The 19,613-nt window shown below is 61.4% G+C and carries 14 protein-coding genes and 1 pseudogene; 8 read left to right on the top strand and 7 right to left on the bottom strand.

From position 1 onward, the window contains the following. Nucleotides 1-49: 49 nt before the first annotated feature. Nucleotides 50-238 (top strand): annotated as a pseudogene (locus ACEN8U_RS02715) (MFS transporter); the annotation flags it as partial. Between the two features lie 335 nt (nt 239-573). Here the strand turns inward: ACEN8U_RS02715 and ACEN8U_RS02720 are convergent. Further along, entirely contained in the window at nt 574-1,200 is a 627-nt protein-coding gene (locus ACEN8U_RS02720; protein ID WP_374725930.1) for an HAD-IC family P-type ATPase, read from the bottom strand. Nucleotides 1,201-1,584: 384 nt separating this feature from the next. Between ACEN8U_RS02720 and ACEN8U_RS02725 the strand changes: the two genes are divergently transcribed. Next, nucleotides 1,585-2,508, top strand: a complete 924-nt coding sequence (locus ACEN8U_RS02725; protein ID WP_310109841.1) for a dihydrodipicolinate synthase family protein — start codon at nt 1,585-1,587, stop codon at nt 2,506-2,508. A 242-nt stretch (nt 2,509-2,750) separates the two neighbouring features. Further along, the gene (locus ACEN8U_RS02730; protein ID WP_374725933.1) at nt 2,751-4,163 is read left to right on the top strand and encodes an MFS transporter; all 1,413 of its coding nucleotides are present in this window, start codon (nt 2,751-2,753) and stop codon (nt 4,161-4,163) included. Nucleotides 4,164-4,398: 235 nt separating this feature from the next. On the opposite strand, the gene ACEN8U_RS02735 is transcribed toward ACEN8U_RS02730, so the two are convergent. Next, nucleotides 4,399-5,463 carry a porin gene (locus ACEN8U_RS02735; RefSeq protein ID WP_374725932.1) on the bottom strand — a complete coding sequence of 355 codons (1,065 nt, stop codon included), beginning with the start codon at nt 5,461-5,463 and terminating at the stop codon, nt 4,399-4,401. 371 nt (nt 5,464-5,834) lie between these two features. On the opposite strand from ACEN8U_RS02735, the gene ACEN8U_RS02740 reads away from it, so the two are divergent. Then, the gene (locus ACEN8U_RS02740; RefSeq protein WP_310109839.1) at nt 5,835-6,854 is read left to right on the top strand and encodes a LysR family transcriptional regulator; all 1,020 of its coding nucleotides are present in this window, start codon (nt 5,835-5,837) and stop codon (nt 6,852-6,854) included. A gap of 490 nt (nt 6,855-7,344) precedes the next feature. On the opposite strand, the gene ACEN8U_RS02745 is transcribed toward ACEN8U_RS02740, so the two are convergent. The 3 genes from ACEN8U_RS02745 to ACEN8U_RS02755 all read right to left on the bottom strand — a co-directional run bounded on the left by ACEN8U_RS02745 (nt 7,345) and on the right by ACEN8U_RS02755 (nt 11,188). Beyond that, nucleotides 7,345-9,243: an acid phosphatase gene (locus ACEN8U_RS02745; RefSeq protein WP_310109838.1), complete on the bottom strand. Its 1,899-nt coding sequence runs from the start codon at nt 9,241-9,243 to the stop codon at nt 7,345-7,347. A 276-nt stretch (nt 9,244-9,519) separates the two neighbouring features. Next, nucleotides 9,520-9,723, bottom strand: a complete 204-nt coding sequence (locus ACEN8U_RS02750) for a LysR family transcriptional regulator (RefSeq protein ID WP_374725929.1) — start codon at nt 9,721-9,723, stop codon at nt 9,520-9,522. A 22-nt stretch (nt 9,724-9,745) separates the two neighbouring features. Beyond that, the gene (locus ACEN8U_RS02755; RefSeq protein WP_310109837.1) at nt 9,746-11,188 is read right to left on the bottom strand and encodes a PLP-dependent aminotransferase family protein; all 1,443 of its coding nucleotides are present in this window, start codon (nt 11,186-11,188) and stop codon (nt 9,746-9,748) included. Between the two features lie 257 nt (nt 11,189-11,445). On the opposite strand from ACEN8U_RS02755, the gene ACEN8U_RS02760 reads away from it, so the two are divergent. From ACEN8U_RS02760 to ACEN8U_RS02770, 3 genes are read left to right on the top strand one after another with little or no spacing between them, the layout of a single operon-like run. Beyond that, complete coding sequence (locus tag ACEN8U_RS02760) at nt 11,446-12,909, top strand: amino acid permease (protein ID WP_310109835.1); 1,464 nt, start codon at nt 11,446-11,448, stop codon at nt 12,907-12,909. Continuing rightward, nucleotides 12,909-14,153, top strand: coding sequence for an FAD-dependent oxidoreductase (locus ACEN8U_RS02765; RefSeq protein ID WP_310109833.1), 1,245 nt, complete (start codon nt 12,909-12,911; stop codon nt 14,151-14,153). Before ACEN8U_RS02760 ends, ACEN8U_RS02765 begins: the two co-directional genes overlap by 1 nt. A 25-nt stretch (nt 14,154-14,178) precedes the next feature. Next, a complete protein-coding gene (locus ACEN8U_RS02770) occupies nt 14,179-15,339 on the top strand; it encodes a branched-chain amino acid ABC transporter substrate-binding protein (protein WP_310109830.1) in 1,161 nt (386 codons plus the stop codon). A 383-nt stretch (nt 15,340-15,722) separates the two neighbouring features. On the opposite strand, the gene ACEN8U_RS02775 is transcribed toward ACEN8U_RS02770, so the two are convergent. Beyond that, nucleotides 15,723-16,937, bottom strand: coding sequence for an MFS transporter (locus tag ACEN8U_RS02775; protein ID WP_310109829.1), 1,215 nt, complete (start codon nt 16,935-16,937; stop codon nt 15,723-15,725). 188 nt (nt 16,938-17,125) lie between these two features. Between ACEN8U_RS02775 and ACEN8U_RS02780 the strand changes: the two genes are divergently transcribed. After that, nucleotides 17,126-18,046 carry a LysR family transcriptional regulator gene (locus tag ACEN8U_RS02780; RefSeq protein ID WP_310109827.1) on the top strand — a complete coding sequence of 307 codons (921 nt, stop codon included), beginning with the start codon at nt 17,126-17,128 and terminating at the stop codon, nt 18,044-18,046. A gap of 68 nt (nt 18,047-18,114) precedes the next feature. Here the strand turns inward: ACEN8U_RS02780 and ACEN8U_RS02785 are convergent, their stop codons facing one another. After that, nucleotides 18,115-19,461, bottom strand: coding sequence for an MFS transporter (locus ACEN8U_RS02785; protein WP_310109826.1), 1,347 nt, complete (start codon nt 19,459-19,461; stop codon nt 18,115-18,117). Nucleotides 19,462-19,613: the final 152 nt, after the last annotated feature.

The raw sequence follows: 19,613 nt of genomic DNA on the forward strand, positions 1-19,613 counted from the left end.
GCGGGGCGCGCGGGCGGAGTACCAGGGGCCACCACGACGACAACGAGGCGAACGGCCCGCGGCGGCCAGTTTCACCGCAGTGCCTAGAAGTCTCGCTGCGGCAATCGGGCCAATGCTGGCGGGGGCAATGATGGCTTCGGGATATACGGGTGTACCGCTGGTGGCGTGCGGAGTGCTGAAGATTACCTACGACCTGACATTGCTACGGGCGTTCAGGCGTGTAAAGCTTGTGCACTAGATTGGTGTCAAGGCGGCGATATCCCTGTTTGTTTCTTTCTACCGGCAGCGACCCGGGGACACATCGTATCTACGTACCGCTCAAGAACTTGGGCGGGAGGCCGACGTTGCGCATACTCGAGCCCGAACGTCAAAGTGCCGATTGACGCCTTCGTACTCGAGTTTCGCCGGCTTGAACGCCATGAGCGTATTTCGCCCACACCCACGGCACGAGCTAAGCACTCTTCCGCGAATCGCCGCGGAGCTGGCGCCAAACGATGAATTAGTGTCCGTGAATCCCGGTGAACGTATGCAGATTGCCTCAGCAGGCAAGCCGCCTCCGCCTAGTGATGACCTCTACCACCTCAGCAAGCCACTTTCGCTGGAAAAGCTTGAGTACATCCTGTGTAACAGATTGGAGAAAGGCCTCCGCGTCCGGGCGGTCCGTAGTCGCAACGCGTTACCGATGACCGAGACCGGACTCAACGCCATTGCTGCACTGGCGATAATCGGGCTGAGCACAATGCCAAGCCACGGATAAAGCACACCAGCCGCCACCGGAATCCCCACCGCGTTGTAGGCAAATGCGAAGAACAGGTTCTGACGGATGTTCTTCATCGTGGCGACGCTCAACGCGCGGGCGCGTGCGATGCCGCGCAGGTCTCCCTTGACGAGAACGACGCGCGCGCTGTTCATGGCCACGTCTGTTCCGGTTCCCATCGCGATGCCGACATTCGCCTGCGCGAGCGCGGGTGCGTCGTTCACACCGTCTCCGGCCATGGCGACGATATGCCCCTGCGCCTGTAGCGCCTGCACATGCTTGTACTTGTCTTCAGGCAGCACGCCGGCCTTGACGCCATGGAGCGCGAGCGCCTTTGCCACGGCGTTCGCGGTGACATGATTCGCTACGCCCCGGGGTAGTTTGCCGGTCACCAACTGCAAGCGGCAGCCGGAAGCGGAAGCAAATGCTTTGCGCCAACGCATGTCTCACCGTGTTGCTGGACAACTCTCATCACGTGGGAAGCTTCTCACTCCGTGATGCATCGTCCCGATGCCGCCGACCGTTGATGCATGCCGATGAGTAGCGCCGCCGCTCATCACCTGTGCCGGGGCCGAAAGTTCCAGACGACCTGTCGGTTATGGATAGCAGGTTATCGACGAGCGCCTTAATTCTCCGTCGCATCTCAAATGTGAGATATCTGAAATGCACTTCCATGCCTTTCTCGATATCGCGCATCTGCCTACACTGACTTCCATACCCGCTGCGTGACATACAGGCAAGAAGCCGAAGCCGCACGGCGAGTTCACAGTGGTCTGCGCCCCGACAGCGCACGCCCAGACACGTAACCGCTTTACTTCGGAGACAGCATGAAAAGCATCGACCTCAAGGGCCTCGTACCCGCTCCCGTCACTCCCTTCACTCGCGACGGCGCCGTCGACTACGCAGCTATCCAGCGTCTTGGTTCTTGGCTCGGAAGTATTGAAGGCGTCAAAGGCTTGACCGTCCTCGGGCACGCCGGCGAAGGTACCTTCATGACGCCGCAAGAACAGCAGAAGGTCATCGAAGCCTTCGTGAAATCGGTGGACAACAAAATTCCGGTCATCGCCGGCATCACTCTGGAAGGGACCCAGGTCGCAGCGCTGGAAGCGAAGCGCGCGGTCGAAGCTGGGGCGGCGGCGGGCCTCGTATATCCGTCGCACGGCTGGCTGCGCTTTGGATATCAGAACGGCGCGCCGCAGGACCGTTATCGCACCATTCATGAAGAAAGCGGCCTGCCGCTGATTCTCTTCCAGTACCCGGACGTAACGAAGGCGACCTACAACCTCGAAACGCAACTGGAAATCGCCGCGCAACCTGGCGTTTTCGCAATGAAGAATGGCGTGCGCAACATGCGTCGGTGGGACACGGAAATCCCCGTCATCCGCCGCGAACGCCCTGAACTGCAAATCCTCACGTGCCACGACGAATACCTGCTGCATACCATGTTCGACGTTGATGGTGCGCTGGTCGGCTACGGCGGCCTGGCACCCGAGCCGCTCGTCGAGTTCATCAAGGCCGGCAAGGCGAAGGACTACAAGGCCGCGCGCGCCATCCATGACCGCTTGCTGCCCATTACGCGCTCTGTATATCACCGCGGCTCCCACATGGAAGGTACAGTGGCACTCAAACATGGACTGGTAGCGCGTGGCATTCTGGAGCACGCGACGGTTCGCTCGCCGCTGCTGCCGCTGCCCGACGGGGCTGACGTCGAAATCGCGCAGGCACTTCGCTCCGCCGGTCTCGTCGACTAACTGGTGATGCCTGCAATGTGAGCAGCGCACCGCATAGCACCGCGCCTCGCAGGCGAGGCTTCACGCTTCGCCTGTTCGTTTATAAGAAAGGCGTGGAGCACAGCGCTACTAGCCGGTCATAACAGCGGACGAGGTGCGCTTGCGACACGGTAGGCCTGACAATCGCAAATAAGCGGGCCACGGTAGAGCCCGCCGTCGATGTATTGGATGGAGACAAAATGAGCAAGTTACTAGCGGGCGCCATGGTCGAAACCGACCATCTGGCAATTCAAAAGTCTGAACCTGTGGTACGTGCTGCAAATCTGCTTTTCCGCATCGAGAACGTTCCATTTAGCCGCTGGCACACGAAAGCCCGCATCATCATGGGCAGTGCCACTTTCTTCGATGCATTCGACGCGCTCTCGCTGGCCTTTTCCTTGCCAGTGCTGGTCGGGCTGTGGCACCTCTCGCCGATGCAAATAGGATTCCTCATTGCTGCGGGGTATTTGGGGCAGTTCGTCGGGGCGCTAACCTTTGGCTGGGTCGCCGAGCGTTTTGGACGTGTACCCAGTGCGACAACGACGGTTGGTGTCATGTCGGTCATGGGGATAGCCTGTGCGTTCTCAGGCAATTTGCAGCTTCTTTTCCTTGCGCGCTTTCTGCAAGGAATCGGTGTCGGCGGCGAGGTACCGGTCGCAGCAGCCTATATTAGCGAATTGTCTCAGGCGCACGGCCGGGGCCGGTTCTTTATCCTTTACGAATTGATTTTCCCGTTGGGCCTTCTCGGTGCCGCACAGGTGGGCGCGTTCGTCGTCCCGCGTTTTGGGTGGGAATGGATGTTTCTTGTGGGGGCGATTCCAGGCATCGTCGTCACACTCTTCATTGCTCGTCTGCCGGAGTCCCCTCGATGGCTCATATCAAAAGGCCGCTATGATGATGCGGAACGCGTCGTCGAGAAAATCGAGGCGAGCACGACGCGCCGCAATCTCGACGTCGAGCGAGACTGGCTTGAGGTAGAACGGCGGCTTTCAAAGATTCGCGATGCAAGTCAGTCGAGAAGAAAGGCGTCGTGGAAGGAACTCTTTTCTAGCGTTTACCGCGGCCGCACGCTGGTTGTTTGGCTACTCTGGGCCAGCTCGTACTTCGTGGCCAATGGCATCAACAACTGGCTGCCGAGCCTCTACCGTACTGTCTATCACCTGCCTCTTCAGGAATCGCTGCACATGGCGTCGCTGTCGAACGTGCTCAGCGCGTGCGCCGTTTTGCTGTGCGCCTTTCTGGTTGACCGCACGGGGCGGCGTAAGTGGGCGATGGGGACATTTCTCGTCAGTGGGGCGTTGCTCCTCGCACTCGGCATGGTCGCAAACGGCGGGCCGTGGGCCGTGATGATACTGGGCTCTTCGGCCTATGCCGTCATGGGAACCACGACGGTCATGCTCTATCTGTACACCCCGGAAATCTATCCGACACGTATGAGGGCAATCGGAACAGGCCTCGCAACATCGTGGCTCAGAATTGCCTCCGCAGCAGCCCCTGCTATCGTCGGCTTTGTACTGTCGGGACACGGAATTTCCGCTGTGTTTCTGATGTTTGCCGCGACGACCGTAGTTGGCCTGCTGGCAGCCGGCGCGATGATTGAGACGAGCAACCGCTCTCTGGAAGAAATCTCGCCGTAACGGAAGTCGCGTTGAGTGGGACGCCGTCTGAACGGCTCTCGTCCCTCTCTTCTGCTGTTCAGGCATCGTCGCGCGTTGTTATGACGCGCGGCGATTCCTTTTTAGCCTGCTGGAAACACGGTGACAGCGAGCTCGCTAGTTGAATTGCAGGGATGATTTGCGAAGGCGGATAGACGGATAACGCGCCGGCGCGGAATCTCACATTCCGCGCCGGCAGTAGGTGCTGGGCGGGGCTTTAGAAGGTATGTCTTATGCCCGCGCCGTACGTACTGCCAGACGGCTTTGCGCTGAGCTTATCGTACGAGTAAACGGCATACACGTCGGTCCGTTTGGAGAGATAGTAGTCGTAGCCGACGGAGGCCGTGTTGCGAATCGAGTTCTGGTTTTTGGGCGCGGAGCGCTTCGTCATTGCCCACTCCGCCAGTACCGAAGACGTAAGCGTAACGGGAATCGAAAGGCCGAGCTCGTATGTGCGCGAACCGACTCGCGTCGTGGTTGTATTGGTCGTTTGTATTGCCGCGTAAACCTTCGCGAAGTTCGCGTTGTAGGTTGCGCCGGCGAGATAGAGATATTGCTGAACGGCAGGCGCGTTGACCGCAACACGAACTCGCTGTGCCGACAAGGCAATCTGTAGCGGGCCGTTCTCGTAGTTCAGGTGCAAGCCGAGGTTATCGTTCCCCTGGCTTCCGGGTGTCCCGCTGACTCCGTATTGCACAGTGCCGGTGACGCCCACGAACGGAGCGGACTCGGAGCTTGCGACGTTACTCCAGACGGTATCTCCGACAACCGTGTTGTTGTACGCGGCCGTGTACGACTGGACCACTAGCGGAGAAAAGACGACTGAAGAGCCGAACGGGTTCAGCAGAATCTGATTCAGGTACGTGCGAGTGGTTTGCTCGCCGAATCGGAAGACGCCATACGGCGTTGTCATTCCCACATAGGCGTTACGTGCGAACAGTCCGTCTGTCGTGTTGCGACCGAGTTGCCCCGTGTTCGGACGGAAGAAGCTTTCCAGTGTAAAGATGGCCGCGTAACCGCCGCCCAGGTCTTCTTTGCCGCGCAGTCCCCAAAACGAGGTCGTCAGGCCACCCCCTCCCAGTACGACGCTACCCTGACTTGACCCGCTCACCTTCGATTGCGCGACATATGTTCCCACCAAGCCGTATAACTGAATGGAGGCCGACGGATCGGCAGAGGAAGGCTGCGCGTGAACGACTCCCGTCCATATAGGAATCAATGCCATGGCGAGGTAACGCGGGGCTAATCGGCGGCGACGGCGCTCGCGCCGGGCGGGTTTCATTGGTGCCATCTGTAGTGTCTCCTTTAAGTATTCGCACGACACAGCCGTGCCCACCGGGATGCGGGGGCGCTTCCTGGACGGGCGTTTCTTCGGGGGCGGGGAAGGCAGGGCTGAACTGCTTTATTTGCGCAAGAAGTCTCGACGCGCGCGCATACGCTCGACGTTCAAATTGCTAGCGATGCACCAGCAGGACTCCTCACATCAACGGATATCCGCATACGGTCGTCTCCTGTACTGGTCAGTTGTGCCAGTAGCGCTTGGGCCAGCGCATTCGTCATCTTTCAGGCAGTGTATGCAACGCAAATTCATGCCGATAGACGCATCGATGCGATTTCAGATATGCTTCCCGAGAGATGGCGCCGGAGACAGCGATGGAACGAGAAGCCTTCAAGTTGTTTATTGAGGTGGCGGAGCTTGGAAGCATCAGTCGCGTTGCCGCCCTTCGGCAGACTGTCCAATCGAATGTCAGCAGGCAGATTGCCGAATTCGAGCGCGAATGCGGAGGCCGTCTCTTCGAGCGCACAGGCCGCGGCGTCAAACTGACCGGATTCGGCGAGCGAATTATTCCAAGAATCCGTGCCTGGATTGCGGACACCGACCAGCTATTCAACGAGATTCGGACGTCGTCCGGAGCTCCATTTGGTGAGGTGCGGATTGGCATCCTGCCATCCACGGCGCATCCGCTCATGACCACGCTGTGCGAGCGCATCAACGCAGCGTATCCGGACATCAGACTGAACGTTCGCGAGAGCCAGTTGGGCGAGGTCGAAACCTGGCTGGACAGCGGCCGCGTGGACCTCGCTATCCTCTTTCACGCAGAGCGCGCGATGACCACGGAGCGGCTCGCAACGCTCGCGACAATCGAAACCTATCTGGTCGGTGCACCGAACTCTCCTGTTTTGCAGCGGGAAACCATTGAATTTCGGCAGCTCGGCGGTTTGCCACTGATACTGCCCGGCAGGCCCAATCGCCTGAGAAATCTGATGGATGACGAGGCCCGGCGGGCCGGTATCGAACTACGTACGGTGCTGGAAGCAGACTCCCTTGCTGTTCAGAGAGAGGTGGCAGCGAGCGGTCGCGGATATGCCGTGCTTGGGCCGTGGGCCATTGCTCCGGATGTTCGCGCTGGCCGGCTGCGAGCGGCAAGAATCGTCAAGCCCAACCTCACCCGGTTTGTGACGCTTGCCAGTTCGAGCCAGGGTGCCATGACGCCGGCAATCAGGATTGTGATTGCGACCTTGAAGGAAATCGCATCGGAACTCGCCAAGTCGGGTGTGTACGATGGCCTGGCGACCCAGAGGCTTGACCGCCATGAGCGGATTCCGCCCGCGCCAACGGCAGGAGCTAAGCACCTTCCCGCGAATCGCCGCGGAGCTAGCGCTAAACGATGAGTTAGTGCCCGTGAATGCGGGTGTCCGAGTCAAGTGCCGTTTTGCCTCCAATGTGGAGCCCGGGAATCCGCCTGCCCAGGTAGATGGTTTGGGCCGGGCTTATCTCGAAGCTCCGCAACATCGCTGAGTCAAGGGGTTGTCCGCGCGCTGCGTCTTTTATCAGGCGCTGGATTTTTCGATCACTCCAGGTTGCCTCTGAAGCGTGATTCAGGCGATGGAAGTCGGGTTTGATTTGAAGAACGGAAGCGCGCGTCACCCAAGGGGCCCGACCGTTATGCAAGCAATCTTTGGGCTTCGGAGGCTTTAACAAAAACAGATACTTAGCGCGGGCTGTCTCGACCGGGTATATTTTTTGTGATCACTGATCCGGGAGAATAAAGTCTGTCTTGGCGAATGGCGATGCCAGGAACGGGCACATCGATGCCCTGCAGCGCCCGGCCACGCCCGGGTGAGCGGCGTGCGTGGCGCCGCTCTCGGACGAACACTTCAGTCAGGAATCGAGATGGACCTGCACGCCGCTCGATGTATAGATAGGCGTGACGTTGAAGCCGTCAACAGCAATAGTCGAAAACTTCACGTTCGAACCATTGCCGCTTATCAGGTTGAGCGTATCGCCGACCTTGGGTGCGAAGCCGTTGACGAACTTGACATGCAGCGTTCCCCCAACAACCGTGGTCTGAGCGCCCACTTTCATCGATCCTTGCCCATTCGCACCGACATCGAGCTCCAGCGTCGTATTCGCAAGCTGCGTGTATTTGCCGACCACAGACACGACACCAGGCGCATTGATGACCACGGTGCCCGCACCGAGGTAGACATCCCCCGTGCCGAATGCGGTCGTCGAGTCCGCTTCGAGTGTACCGCCGCTGACCTGGGAGCCGCCGGAGAAGGTGTTGGCGCCGGCCAGCCTGAGCGTTCCGCTGCCCTGGACGGTCAGCTTGCCGGTTCCCGAGATCGGATTGCGCCACGTGTCGGACGCGTTGAAGCCGCCCTGGCTGGCGTCCATGGACACGATGACGTTGCCGTTGAATGCGCCGTAGCCATCCGCCGCTGCAAACATGTTCAGACGTCCCCAGCCTTCCCCGTCGTCCATGACCGGATAACCGGACGGGAGTTCGGTCGTCTTCAGCACGACCCGGCGCTGATCTGCGCTGAGGTAGGGGAAACGGGTTTCAAGCAGCGTTTCTGCGCCCTTCGGAACGATTGGCGCGGCATCGGTCGCCTCGATCTGAGAAAAGCCAAAGGTCATACGACGCAGGTAGTTGGACTGATTGGTCTGATAGTCGGCAAAGCGGTCGGTGGAGGCTGTGCCCGAATGCGCGAAGGTATAGAGCGTACGATTCGTCGTGTTTGTCTGGGACATCAACGCGCTTTGGGCCTGTGCATAGGCCGCCGCCTTCAAGGAGGTGTTTGCCGGGTTGTAGAGGTTGGCCGCCACCACGGCGAGGCCCAGCATGCGGCCACCCATTACGTCGAGTGGCGAATGCATGCCCGCGATGATCCGGTTTTCTCCCAGCTCCATTGCGCGGCTCATCAATTCCTGGAAGCGCTGAGGAACCACGTAAGCCATGGCCAGCGAGTCACGCATCGCTTCGGCGGTATGGCCGCTAATGAAGCCACCGTCTGTTGCCGGCGTTGTGCTTTCGGCCGGTACCAATGTCGGATCCACGACCACCGAACTGCTCCACCGGAATGGTCTGGCGTACTTGTAAAAGCGCTTGGCGGGTTCCGTCGAACCGTTCGTGCTCATGGCATTCACAAAGTCGACCACGGTGCCGAAAGTCGTGTTATTAGGACTGCCAACGCCTGTGTTGTTGCCTGCGTCGTTGTACAGCGTCGTGGTAGCGTTGGCCGGGACGGAAGTGATCGTCGTGGTTTGCTGCGTGAGGCCTAGCCATGCGCTCGTCAATGGCCCCAAACCGTCGGTCACGCTGTATCCCTTATTGCGGCGGTCGTCGAAATAAGCCGCGTCAGCCTGCGCCTGTGTCCGGGAGACGGTCTCGTTGACGACGAACTGCGTGTTCTGGCCCAACACGGCAGCATTGAGGACAGTGCCGCAGGGCGTGCCCGAGTTAACGATGCCTGAGCACGTGGAAGCGACCACGGCCGGGAACCCATCGACGGCCGGTGCCGTAGCGCCCGCGTCGACGATCATGGTTGCGGGCTGCCAAAGGTCGAGGAAACGAGCGACAACGCGTACGCCGGCATTCGTATCCAGTGTCGCGAAGTGGGCGTCGTTTCGCTGGTTCGAGGCGGCATTGTCGACGAATGCCGGTACAGGAGGGATGGACGCGCTGTCCACGAAGCCCGGATCTGCCGGCGGGGCGGGAACAACGGCCGCACTACTTTGGACGTCATCACTGCTCCCGCAGGCACTCAGCGTCAGCATGGCACACAGGACAATGAAACCGGATAGCGGGCGGGGGCGGACGAGTCGCAACAGCATAGGTTTCCCAAGTCGGTGGCAGTAGAGTCAATGGGGGCAGATCTTGGGCGAGCTAAGTGAAGCCCCGATGACATTCGGAAAGGTTTGATTCAAAAAGGGCTTCCACGGCCGTGGGCATCAACTAGCTTCGTCCCGTTGCTCCGCGACCCCGCTGCGACCATTGCCCGGCACGGAGCTCTTGGGGGCAAGGAAAAAAAGTCCCGGTTGCCGCCCAGCCGCTCAACCATGAAGTCGATGAATGTCTTCACGCACCGCCTGCGTTTCCATGTCCGTGTCGTTCACGCAGATGGCAGCCGGCACATCGCGATAGACGATCTCGTCGCCAATGCGGCACCGCCACTGTGCGAGCTTGCCCGTGCTAGGCTCCAGCTTGCGAGTGGTCCGATGAGAGAGACGGACACCCAGCTGCTTTTCCAATTGCAAGAAACTGGTGTGCAGCTTTTCTCTATATCGTTCCGAACAACGCTCGCGGCCGGTCGCGCAATGCTTGTGCGAGCGTCTGCAACGCGCTCACCAGTTGCTCGCGTGACGACGCGCACGCGAGGTTGATCCGCACGCCGTGCTCGACGTCGGCACGATCCACCGCAAACGCCGACGAAGGCATTACGACCACGCCGCGCGCTTTCGCATTCGCCGCGAAATCATCGGCGCGCCACGGCGGCGGCAAACGCAACCACACGAACATGCAGGCAGGATCGGCGTCGAGCCATTCCTGCGGCAGGATTTGCCGCGCCAGATCGTGGCGCACGCGAATCTCTGCAAGCTGCGCATCCATGATGCGGCGCGCGGTGCCGTCCTCGATCCACATCGTCGCGATCAGCATCGACATCGGCGCGGGCATCCATGCCGTGGTGCGCACTGCCTCGGCCGCGAGCGCGGAACGTTCGGCCGGGCTCAGCAGATAACCCAGACGCAAGCCGGGCGCGAGAATCTTCGAGGTCGCGGCGATATGAAACGTCAGCTCGGGACACAGACTCGCGATCGTCGGCAGACGTTGCGACACGAGCGGACCGTACACGTCGTCTTCGATGATCGCCGCGCCATAACGCCGCGCGATATCGACGAGCGCGACGCGCCGTTCGAGACTCATCGTCGTGACGGTCGGATTCTGCAGATTCGGCACCGTGAAGATCGCCTTTACGGGCACGCGGCTGCAGATGCGTTCGACTTCATCGGTGATCAGACCGTCGCGGTCGCTCGGCACACTGACGATCTCGAACTGGAACACGGGCGCGAGCGCCTTCAGCCCGTAATACGTGAGCCGGTCGGCAACGATCACGCCATCCGTGCCGATCAGGCTGTTGAGCACGGCATACAAACCGTGCTGCGCGCCGCTCGTCACGACGACATGCTCGGGCGCGGGCGCGAAGCCGGGCGCCGCCATCCAGCGCGCGCCCGCCGCGCGCGCCCAGTCGGGCCCTTGCGGCGGCTGATATTCCTGAAGCGCTGCGTAGCGCGGATCGCGCGGCAATTCTGCGAGCGTCGTCGCGAGGCACGACAGAAACTCCCCCGTCGCGGGCCGGTTGACAGTCAGATCGATGACGCCGCCCGGCGCCGCATTGGGCGCAACGGACGCTTCCACGCGCGGCATCGCGCCACCCGTGACGAGCGAGCCGCGCCGCTTGCTGCCGATCACAAGACCGCGCAACTGCAACTCCTTATACGCACGCGACACCGTCGACACGTTGATGCCGAGCTCGGTTGCGAGCTGCCGTTGCGGCGGCAGGCGGCTGCCGGGCGGATAGACGCCCCCGCGAATCTCGTCTTCGATCGACGCCGATACCTCGATATAGGTCGGGCGTTTTGTCTGGACGGGATCGCCGTTTGTCTGGTCGATTTCCGCCGAAGTGCCGTTGCTGCGCGCTGTTTTGGGTCTGCCGGAAGCCATTGTCTTGCCTGTCTCCATACAAAACAGGTTTTGTGTGCCTGTTTGTGCCAGTTCGCCGGATTTTATACCAGTATGCATATGCGCCACGTCTTTGCCGCGTCTTTCAAGGCCGGCAAGGACCACGCCCGGCTACGCCAGGGAAAATCCTGGACCACACAATGTGGTTTTTAATTGCACACAAAAAATTGTTGTGTGATTCTTTGAATCGGGTTTTGTGTGGATTTTGAATTCAGGAACGAGCTGGAAGGAGATTTCGTATGGCTGGAAGCATCAGACAGACGCACGCGCAGGAACGGCCGCAGGACAGCGCAAATGAAGGCTCGACGCCGCGCCTCGGCGTCGCCTTGCGTCAACGCCACGTCACGATGATTTCGCTGGGCGGGATCATCGGCGCCGGGCTCTTTGTCGGCAGCAGCGCGACGTTGAACACGGTCGGGCCGGCTGCGTGCCTGTCGTATCTGGTGGCGGGCATCGTCGTGCTGATGGTGATGCGCATGCTCGGCGAAATGGCACTCGCAGTGCCGGGCATCGGATCGTTCACGGAATACGCGCGCATCGGTCTCGGCGACTGGGCGGGCTTCACGAGCGGCTGGCTCTACTGGTACTTCTGGGTGATCGTCGTGGCCGTCGAAGCGGTCGCGGGCGCGGCCATCCTGCAACGCTGGATACCCGCGCCCGTGTGGATGATCGGCCTCGTCCTGCTGTCAGTGATGACCTTCATCAACTTGATGTCGGTGAAGTCATACGGCGAGTTCGAGTTCTGGTTCGCGTCGATCAAGGTCGCGGCCATCATCGTGTTCATCGCGATCGGCGCGGCCTGGGTGTTCGGCTTCGGTCATACGCATAGCGCGTGGAGCAATCTCACGGCGTCGAACGGTTTCTTGCCGTTCGGCACAATGTCGGTGTTCGCGGCCGTGCCGACGGTGATCTTCGCGGTCGGCGGCGCGGAAATCGCGACCATCGCCGCCGCCGAATCGGATAACCCTGCGAAGAGCGTCGCCGCGATGACACGCTCGGTGATCCTGCGTGTCATCACGTTCTACGTCGGCTCGATGTTCCTGATCGCCTGCATCGTGCCGTGGACGAGCATCGTCACGGGTCATTCGCCGTTTGTCTCCGGGCTCGAAACGATGCGCGTGCCGGGCGCCGCCGACATCATGAACGCGATCGTGCTGGTTGCTGTGCTGTCCGCGCTGAACTCGGGCCTGTATGTGTCGTCGCGGATTCTGTTCCGTCTCGCGGGCCGTGGCGATGCGCCGCGCGCGCTGCTGCGCCTCACGCCGTCGCGTGTGCCGCGCCTCGCCGTGCTGCTGAGCAGCGTGGTCGGCTATGTGGCGATCATCGCTGCGATCGTTTCGCCGCAGGGCGTGTTCCTGTTCCTCGTGAATGCATCGGGCGCGGTGATGCTGTTCGTCTACCTCGCGACGGCGCTTGCGCAGATCCGCATTCGCCGCCGGCTCGAACGCAAGGGCGTGCAGGCCGAGCTGCCGATGTGGCTGTTCCCGTGGCTGTCGTATGCGGTCGTTGCCGCGATCGTCGGCGTGCTGATCGCGATGGGCACCGATGCGGGATTGCGTCCGCAACTGATGGCGAGCATCGCGAGTCTCGCGGTCGCGTCTGCTGCGTGGCTGCTGGCAGCACGGCGCCGTCATGCAGATGAAGGCACGCGCACAGGCTATCTCGCGTCGATCGAAAGACACGCGATGCAGGGAGACCGGTAATGGCGGACGTGGGCATTGTCGGCGCGGGTTTCATCGGGCTTGCGAGCGCCGGCTGGCTGATGCGCGACGGACATCGCGTGACGCTGTTCGATCCGTCGGGCGTCGCGCAAGGCGCGTCGTTCGGCAACGCGGGCACGTTCGCGCCGTATGGCTGCATCCCTGTCAACAACCCGTCGGTGTTTCGCGATCTGCCGCGTTTTCTGCTGTCGAATACGAGCCCGTTCCGCATGCGCTGGGGTTATCTGCCGCATCTGCTGCCATGGCTCGCGCGCTTTATGCTGAGTTCGACGCAGCGTCGTTACGAAGCGAGCGCGGGCGCGCTCGCCGCGCTGCTCGCGCAGGCTCAGGCGGGCTACGCGCCTCTGCTCGAAGAGCCTGAGCTGGCGAAGTTCGTGCGGCCGCGCGAATGTCTTTATCTGTATTCGAGCGGCGCATCGTTCGACGCGTCGCGTGCTTCGCTGGACTTGCGCGAGCAGCTTGGCGTGTCGTTCGAAGTACTGCGTGGCGAGGATGTGCGCGAACTGGAACCGTCGCTTGCACCGATCTTCGAGCGCGCCGTGCTGTTCAGCAATAGCTGGCATTTCTCGGACCCGCAGGCTTATCTGCGGACGCTGCACGACACGCTGGCGGCGCGCGGACTCAAGCTCGAACGCAAGAGCGTGAACGGGATTTCGTCCGCACCGGACGGTGTTGCATTGACAACCGACGACGGCATGTCGCGCCATTTCGATCATGTGGTGATCGCAACGGGCGCGCGCTCCGCGAAGCTGGCGGAGCAATGCGGCGACCGCGTGCCGCTCGATACCGAACGCGGTTATCACGTGCGTTATCGCGGCGCGTCGCAACTGATTTCCCGGCCTTGCGGCTGGGCCGAACGCGGCTTCTACATGACGCCGATGGAAGACGGCATCCGCGTCGCGGGCACGGTCGAACTGGGCGGCTTTACCGAAACACGCAACCGCTCACTGATCGATCTGCTGACGTTTTCATCGAAGCGCGCTTTACCGGGCCTGCAACAGCCCGACAGCACGTGGTTGGGCTTCCGCCCCTCGCTGCCCGATGGCGTGCCCGTGCTGGGCCGCGCAAGCGGTAATGAGCGTGTGATTTATGCATTCGGCCACCAGCATCTCGGTCTGACGCTGGCGGGCGTGACTGGGCGCATCGTCGCGGATCTGGTTGCGCGGCGCGATTCGTCAACGGGCGCGTTGCTGGATCTGTCGCGTTATGCACCGACGCGATTTTGACAATTTCAATCGACAGGAGCGCATCATGAATCGACGTACATGCATCATCAGGCTGGCCGCTTGCGCTGTGGCAGTGCACGCATCGTTCGCTGCAACGTCTGCGTTTGCCGACGATCCGCAGGTGGTAAAGATCGGCTTCGTTGGTCCGCTGACGGGCCCCGTCGCGCGCGTCGGCAAGGACCTGCAATACGGCGCGCAACTCGCCATTGACGAAGAAAACGCGAAGCATCCGACGGTTGCGGGCAAGCCCGTGAAATTCGTGCTCGATGTGCAGGACGATCAGGCCGATCCGCGCGTCGCGATTCAGGTTGCGCAAAAGCTCGTCGACGACGGTGTGGTCGGTGTGATCGGCCATTACAACTCCGGATGCAGCATTCCGGCATCGACGGTCTATCACAACGCCAACGTCGCGATGATCACGCCCGGCTCAACCAATCCGCAACTGACGAAGCAGGGCTACAAGAACGTATTCCGCACGATGGGGCATGACGGCGTCGGCGGCGTGGTGGCGGGACATTTCGTCGTCGAGCAGATGAAGGCGAAGCGGATCGGCATCATCGATGACCGCACGGCGTTCGGGCAGGGTCTTGCCGATGCCTTCGAGAAGGGCGTGAAAGAGGCGAACGGCAATATCGTCGATCGCGAATTCACGAACGACAAGGCCGTCGATTTCCGCGCGATTCTCACTTCGCTGAAGGCAAAGAACGTCGACGTGATTTTCTTCGGCGGTCTTGATGAACAGGGCGCAATGCTCGTCAAGCAGATGCGCTCGCTCGGCATGGCGACGCAACTGTTCGGCGCAGGCGCGCTAAAGAGCAATGCGTTCCTGCAGATCGCGGGGCCATCGGGCGAACGCACGCAGGATCTCGAACCCGGCCCCGCGCTCGACAAATTGCCTGCCGCGCAAGACTTCGGCAGGCGTTATAAGGTGCGCTTCAACCAGGACGTCGAACTGTATGCACCGTTCGCTTACGACGCAGCGCTCGCGATGCTGAAGGCGATTCATGACGCGAATTCGCTCGACCGGCAGAGGATCGTCGATAGCCTCGCGAAAGTGTCGATCCCAGGCGTGACGGGCAAGATCACATTCGATCCGTACGGCGATCTGATCAAGCCGCCTTATACGCTCTTCGAAGTGCAGCAGGGGCAATGGAAGAGCATCAAAACTGTCGGCGGTGGTGGGTGAGGGTGTTTCGGGTGCGGATACATTGTTTACGTTCGCTTTCCTACGATTGCGCTCGTGCGAAGTCCTTTACCCGGAGTTCTGTGGATTCGACGTAAGTTGTCATAGAGGGCGAGTGCGAGTCCAGTTTGATTGCCGGGTAGCTGTTTGCGGCTAGCAGTGAATGTCAGAAAAACTTCCGAAGCGGGGCATCGACGTGCTCGTTCCCGGCATCGCAAAGTTCGCAAGACAGATCTTATTACGCGGCCGCATTGCTGAATCGCGGTTTCCTGGCGTCATGACGGACTTTGCGTGTGAGCACGCTTTCTGCGACGACCATTTGGATTCAACGACTTACGACCGGACCCGCAGGCGCCGCCCCGCCCCTTTGCAACCGCTCCGCGACATCAGGCGTGGCGCGCCGCGTGCGGGCGGCCGATCGTCAGGTAGTGCGCCAGCGCGATCAGCGGAAAGGCCGTGGCGACCGCAGCCACGAGCGGCCAGCCGCCGTGTTCATAGAGCGGACTCGCGAGCGCCGAGCCGAGCGCGCCGCCCACGAAGATGCTGGTCATGTACAGCGCGTTCAGCCGGTTGCGGCTCGCCGCATGCAGTGCGTAGATCTCGCGCTGGCCCAGCACCATGTTCATCTGCACGGCGAAGTCGAGCACGATGCCGCTCGCGACGAGACCTGCCACGCCCCACGCCGGATGGATCAACGCGGGTGCATACGCGAGGGCGCCCACCACCAGCGCGATCAGCGTTGCGCGCATCGTGTGGCCGGCATCGGCGAGGCGGCCGGCCACGGGAGCCGAGGTTGCGCCGATTGCGCCGACCAGCGCGAAGATGCCGATTTGCGTCTGCGTGAGGCCGAACTGGCGCGTCAGTTCGACGGGAATCGCGGTCCAGAACAGGCTGAACGAGGCGAACATCAGTGCCTGGTACAACGAACGATGGCGCAATACCGGCATCGTGCGCACGAGGTGGCCGAGCGAGCCGATCAGTTCGACGTAGGTGGCCTGGTGCGCGGGCTGGCGGCGCGGAATGGTCAGCGCGAGCACGGTCGTCACAAGCGCCATCAGCACGGCGGCGGAACCGAACACCGCGCGCCAGCCGAAGTGTCCGGCGACCACGCTCGAGATTGGACGCGACAGCAGAATGCCGAGCAGCAGACCGCTCATGATCGTGCCGACCACCTTGCCGCGCGATTCGTCGGGCGCGAGATGCGCGGCGAGCGGAATCAGAATCTGCACGGCGACCGAGCTGAACCCGACCAGCAACGAGATGACGAGAAACGCGCTGGGCTGATGCGCGAAGGCCGCGGCGGCCAGACTCGCGATCGACACGAGCGCCGTAGCGATCATCAGCTTGCGGTTTTCCAGCAGGTCGCCGAGCGGCACGAGAAAAAACAGCCCGAAGGCATAGCCGATTTGCGTGAGCGAGACGATCACGCTCGCCATGCCGCCGGACAGGTGAACGTCCGGCGCGATCAGTTCGGTAATGGGCTGCGCGTAATAGAGATTGGCGACGATGGCGCCGCAGCAGAACGCAAAGAGCGCGATGAGACCGCGCGTCAGTTTGACGGGACTGCCGGTGCGAGTCGCGGCGGATAGCTGGGTTGACATGACAACTCCGTGAAGTGAAGAAGCCGAAAACGACGGGTCCGTGATCGGTCGGGGACGCGAGGCCTGTTACGTGGCTGAACGCGTCAAGCCATGCATGCAGCTTAATCGTTGCGTTCGCGCGGCGGAATGCGAATAGAATGCAAGCTAACGTTGCGTTTTATGCAACGAACCTCCCAATGCGCTTACACATGGACAAATTCCTCGCCGTCAAAACCTTGCTCGAAGTCGCCGATGCCGGCGGCTTTTCGAAGGCCGCGCAACGTCTCGGCGTGGCGACTTCTTCGGTGACGCGCCTGATGGATTCGCTGGAGGCGTCGCTTGGCGCGGCGCTGTTGACCCGCACGCCGCGCAAGGTCAGCCTGACCGACGCCGGCCTTGCGTACGTCGAACAGGTGTCGAAAGTCCTCGACGATCTGGCCGAGGCCGACGAGAGCGTATTTGACAGCGGCGCGGCGCCCGTCGGCTCGCTGCGCGTTTCGGTGCCGTCCACCTACAGCCGGTTATGCCTCGCGCCGCATCTGGCGGCCTTTCTTGCCGAGCATCCGCGCGTGGTGCTCGACGTCGTGGTGGGCGATCAGTTTGTCGATCTCGCGGTTGACCGGATCGACGTCGCCATCCGCATCGGCTTTGCGGAGCGCGACGCCAATCTGGTCGTGAAAAAACTCGCGGACAATCCGCGCTATGTCGTGGCGAGCGAGGACTACCTGCGGCGCAGCGGCACCCCGCAGACACCCGCGGACCTCGCCGGGCACGAGTGCCTGCGCTTCGCCTATGGCGGCGGCTACCGCGCGCGCCAGATCTGGACGTTCGAGCGCGACGGCGTAGAGGAACGCGTCGACGTGCGCGGCCATCTGCTTTCGAACAATCTGGACATGCTGTTCGAAGCTGCGGTGGCCGGACGCGGCATCGCATTGCTGCCCGCCTGGCAGGTCGCCGCGGAAATCCGTGCGGGACGCCTCATGCGACTTTTCGCGTCTTTCGACGCGCGGCCTCATTCAGGCGACGCAGTCGTGTATGCCGCGTATCTGCCGAATCGCCGCCAGTCGAGCAAGGTGCGTGCATTCGTGCAGTTTCTCGAATCGCGGTTGGGGGCGGCGCTCGAAGGTTGAGTGTCGAGCTCGGCTGTGCTCACCGCGCTTCGGGTGCGTGTGCAAGGCGCAATGCGCAAGGCGCCGCATCAAGCCTGCTGGTCGTTGTTCAGCATGCTCTTCGGGATGGACAGGATCAGCACGCAACTGACGAGCAGACAGGCTCCCAGCGCGTAAGTGCCGTTGTTGATGTTGCCCGTCATGTCCTTTGCGACACTCGTGATCATCGAACCTGTGAAGCCGGACAGGTTGCCCACGGAATTGATGAGGGCAATGCCCGCGGCCGCGGCCGTCCCCGAGAGAATCTGCCCTGGAAAGGTCCAGAATATCGGCATCAGACCCAGGATCGCGCAGGTCGCAATCGTCAGAAAGAGAATGGACAACGGCACATTGTTCGCGAAGCTCGCGCTGAGAATCAGACCGATGCCGCCGATGCACGCCGGAACCGCTGCATGCAGCCGGCGCTCACCCGTCTTGCGCGAATGGCGTGCGTTCCAGATCATCGCCACGACAGCGCTCAGGTACGGGATGGCCGTCAGCAGGCCGATATTGAGCGTGCTCTTGACGCCGGATGCCTTGATGATGGACGGCAGCCAGAACGCGAGCCCGTAGAACCCCGTGTTGAACGTGAGCAGGATGAAGGTCAGCAACCACACGCGCGGGCTCTTGAGCGCGGCGCCAATGCGGTGGGTCTTCTTCGAACTCTCCTGTTCGAGGTTCTTTTGCAGCAAGGCCTTTTCGGAGGCTGTCAGCCATTTCGCCGACTCGATGCCGTCGCCCATGCGAAAGAGCACGAGGAAGGCGACGAGAATCGACGGAATGCCTTCCACCAGCAGCATCCACTGCCAGCCTTCCATACCGAACGCGCCGTGTGTGTTTTCCATGAGCCAGCCGGACAGGACACCACCGAGCGTCAGGCTCACGGGAATGGCAATCAGGAACCCGGACATCGCAATGCTCTGGCGCCGTGCGGGAAACCAGTAGTTCATATAAAGGATGATGCCGGGAAAGAAGCCCGCCTCGCAGACGCCCAGTAGAAAACGCAGGATGTAGAACATCGTGGACGTTTGCACATGAAAGAAGGCGGCCAGCGGTGCAATGAATGCCAATGACGAAGAGACCACGCCCCACGACACCATGATGCGCGCGATCCAGAATCGCGCGCCGTACCGGTGAAGCAGAAGATTGCTGGGCATCTCGAAGAGGAAGTAGCCCCAGAAGAAGATGCTCGCGCCGACGGCGTACACGGCGTCGCTGAGGCCCAGCGAATCGAGCATCTGCAGTTTGGCAAAGCCGACGTTGACACGGTCGAGATAGGCCACGACGTAACACAGCAAAAGCAGCGGCAGGATCCGCTTCAGAACCTTCCGGTACAGCAGTTCTTCGGCATGATCGACCGCGACAGGCGCACCCGCGGTCTGAGCGATGGTTGGCATTCGGTTGTCTCCTTTATGCGTGTCTTGAGCGCGAAAGCGGAGCGGGCCGCGCGCATCGACTCGACGCTTGCCCGCGTGCAAGCCTCGACCCGGTCGCTGGATCAGGAATTGACCGGCTATGTTACCGATAACAATTCGGGTCGAAGCTTTTC

Source organism: Paraburkholderia phenoliruptrix (genome assembly GCF_047325075.1).
In the GTDB taxonomy this organism is placed as follows: domain Bacteria; phylum Pseudomonadota; class Gammaproteobacteria; order Burkholderiales; family Burkholderiaceae; genus Paraburkholderia; species Paraburkholderia phenoliruptrix.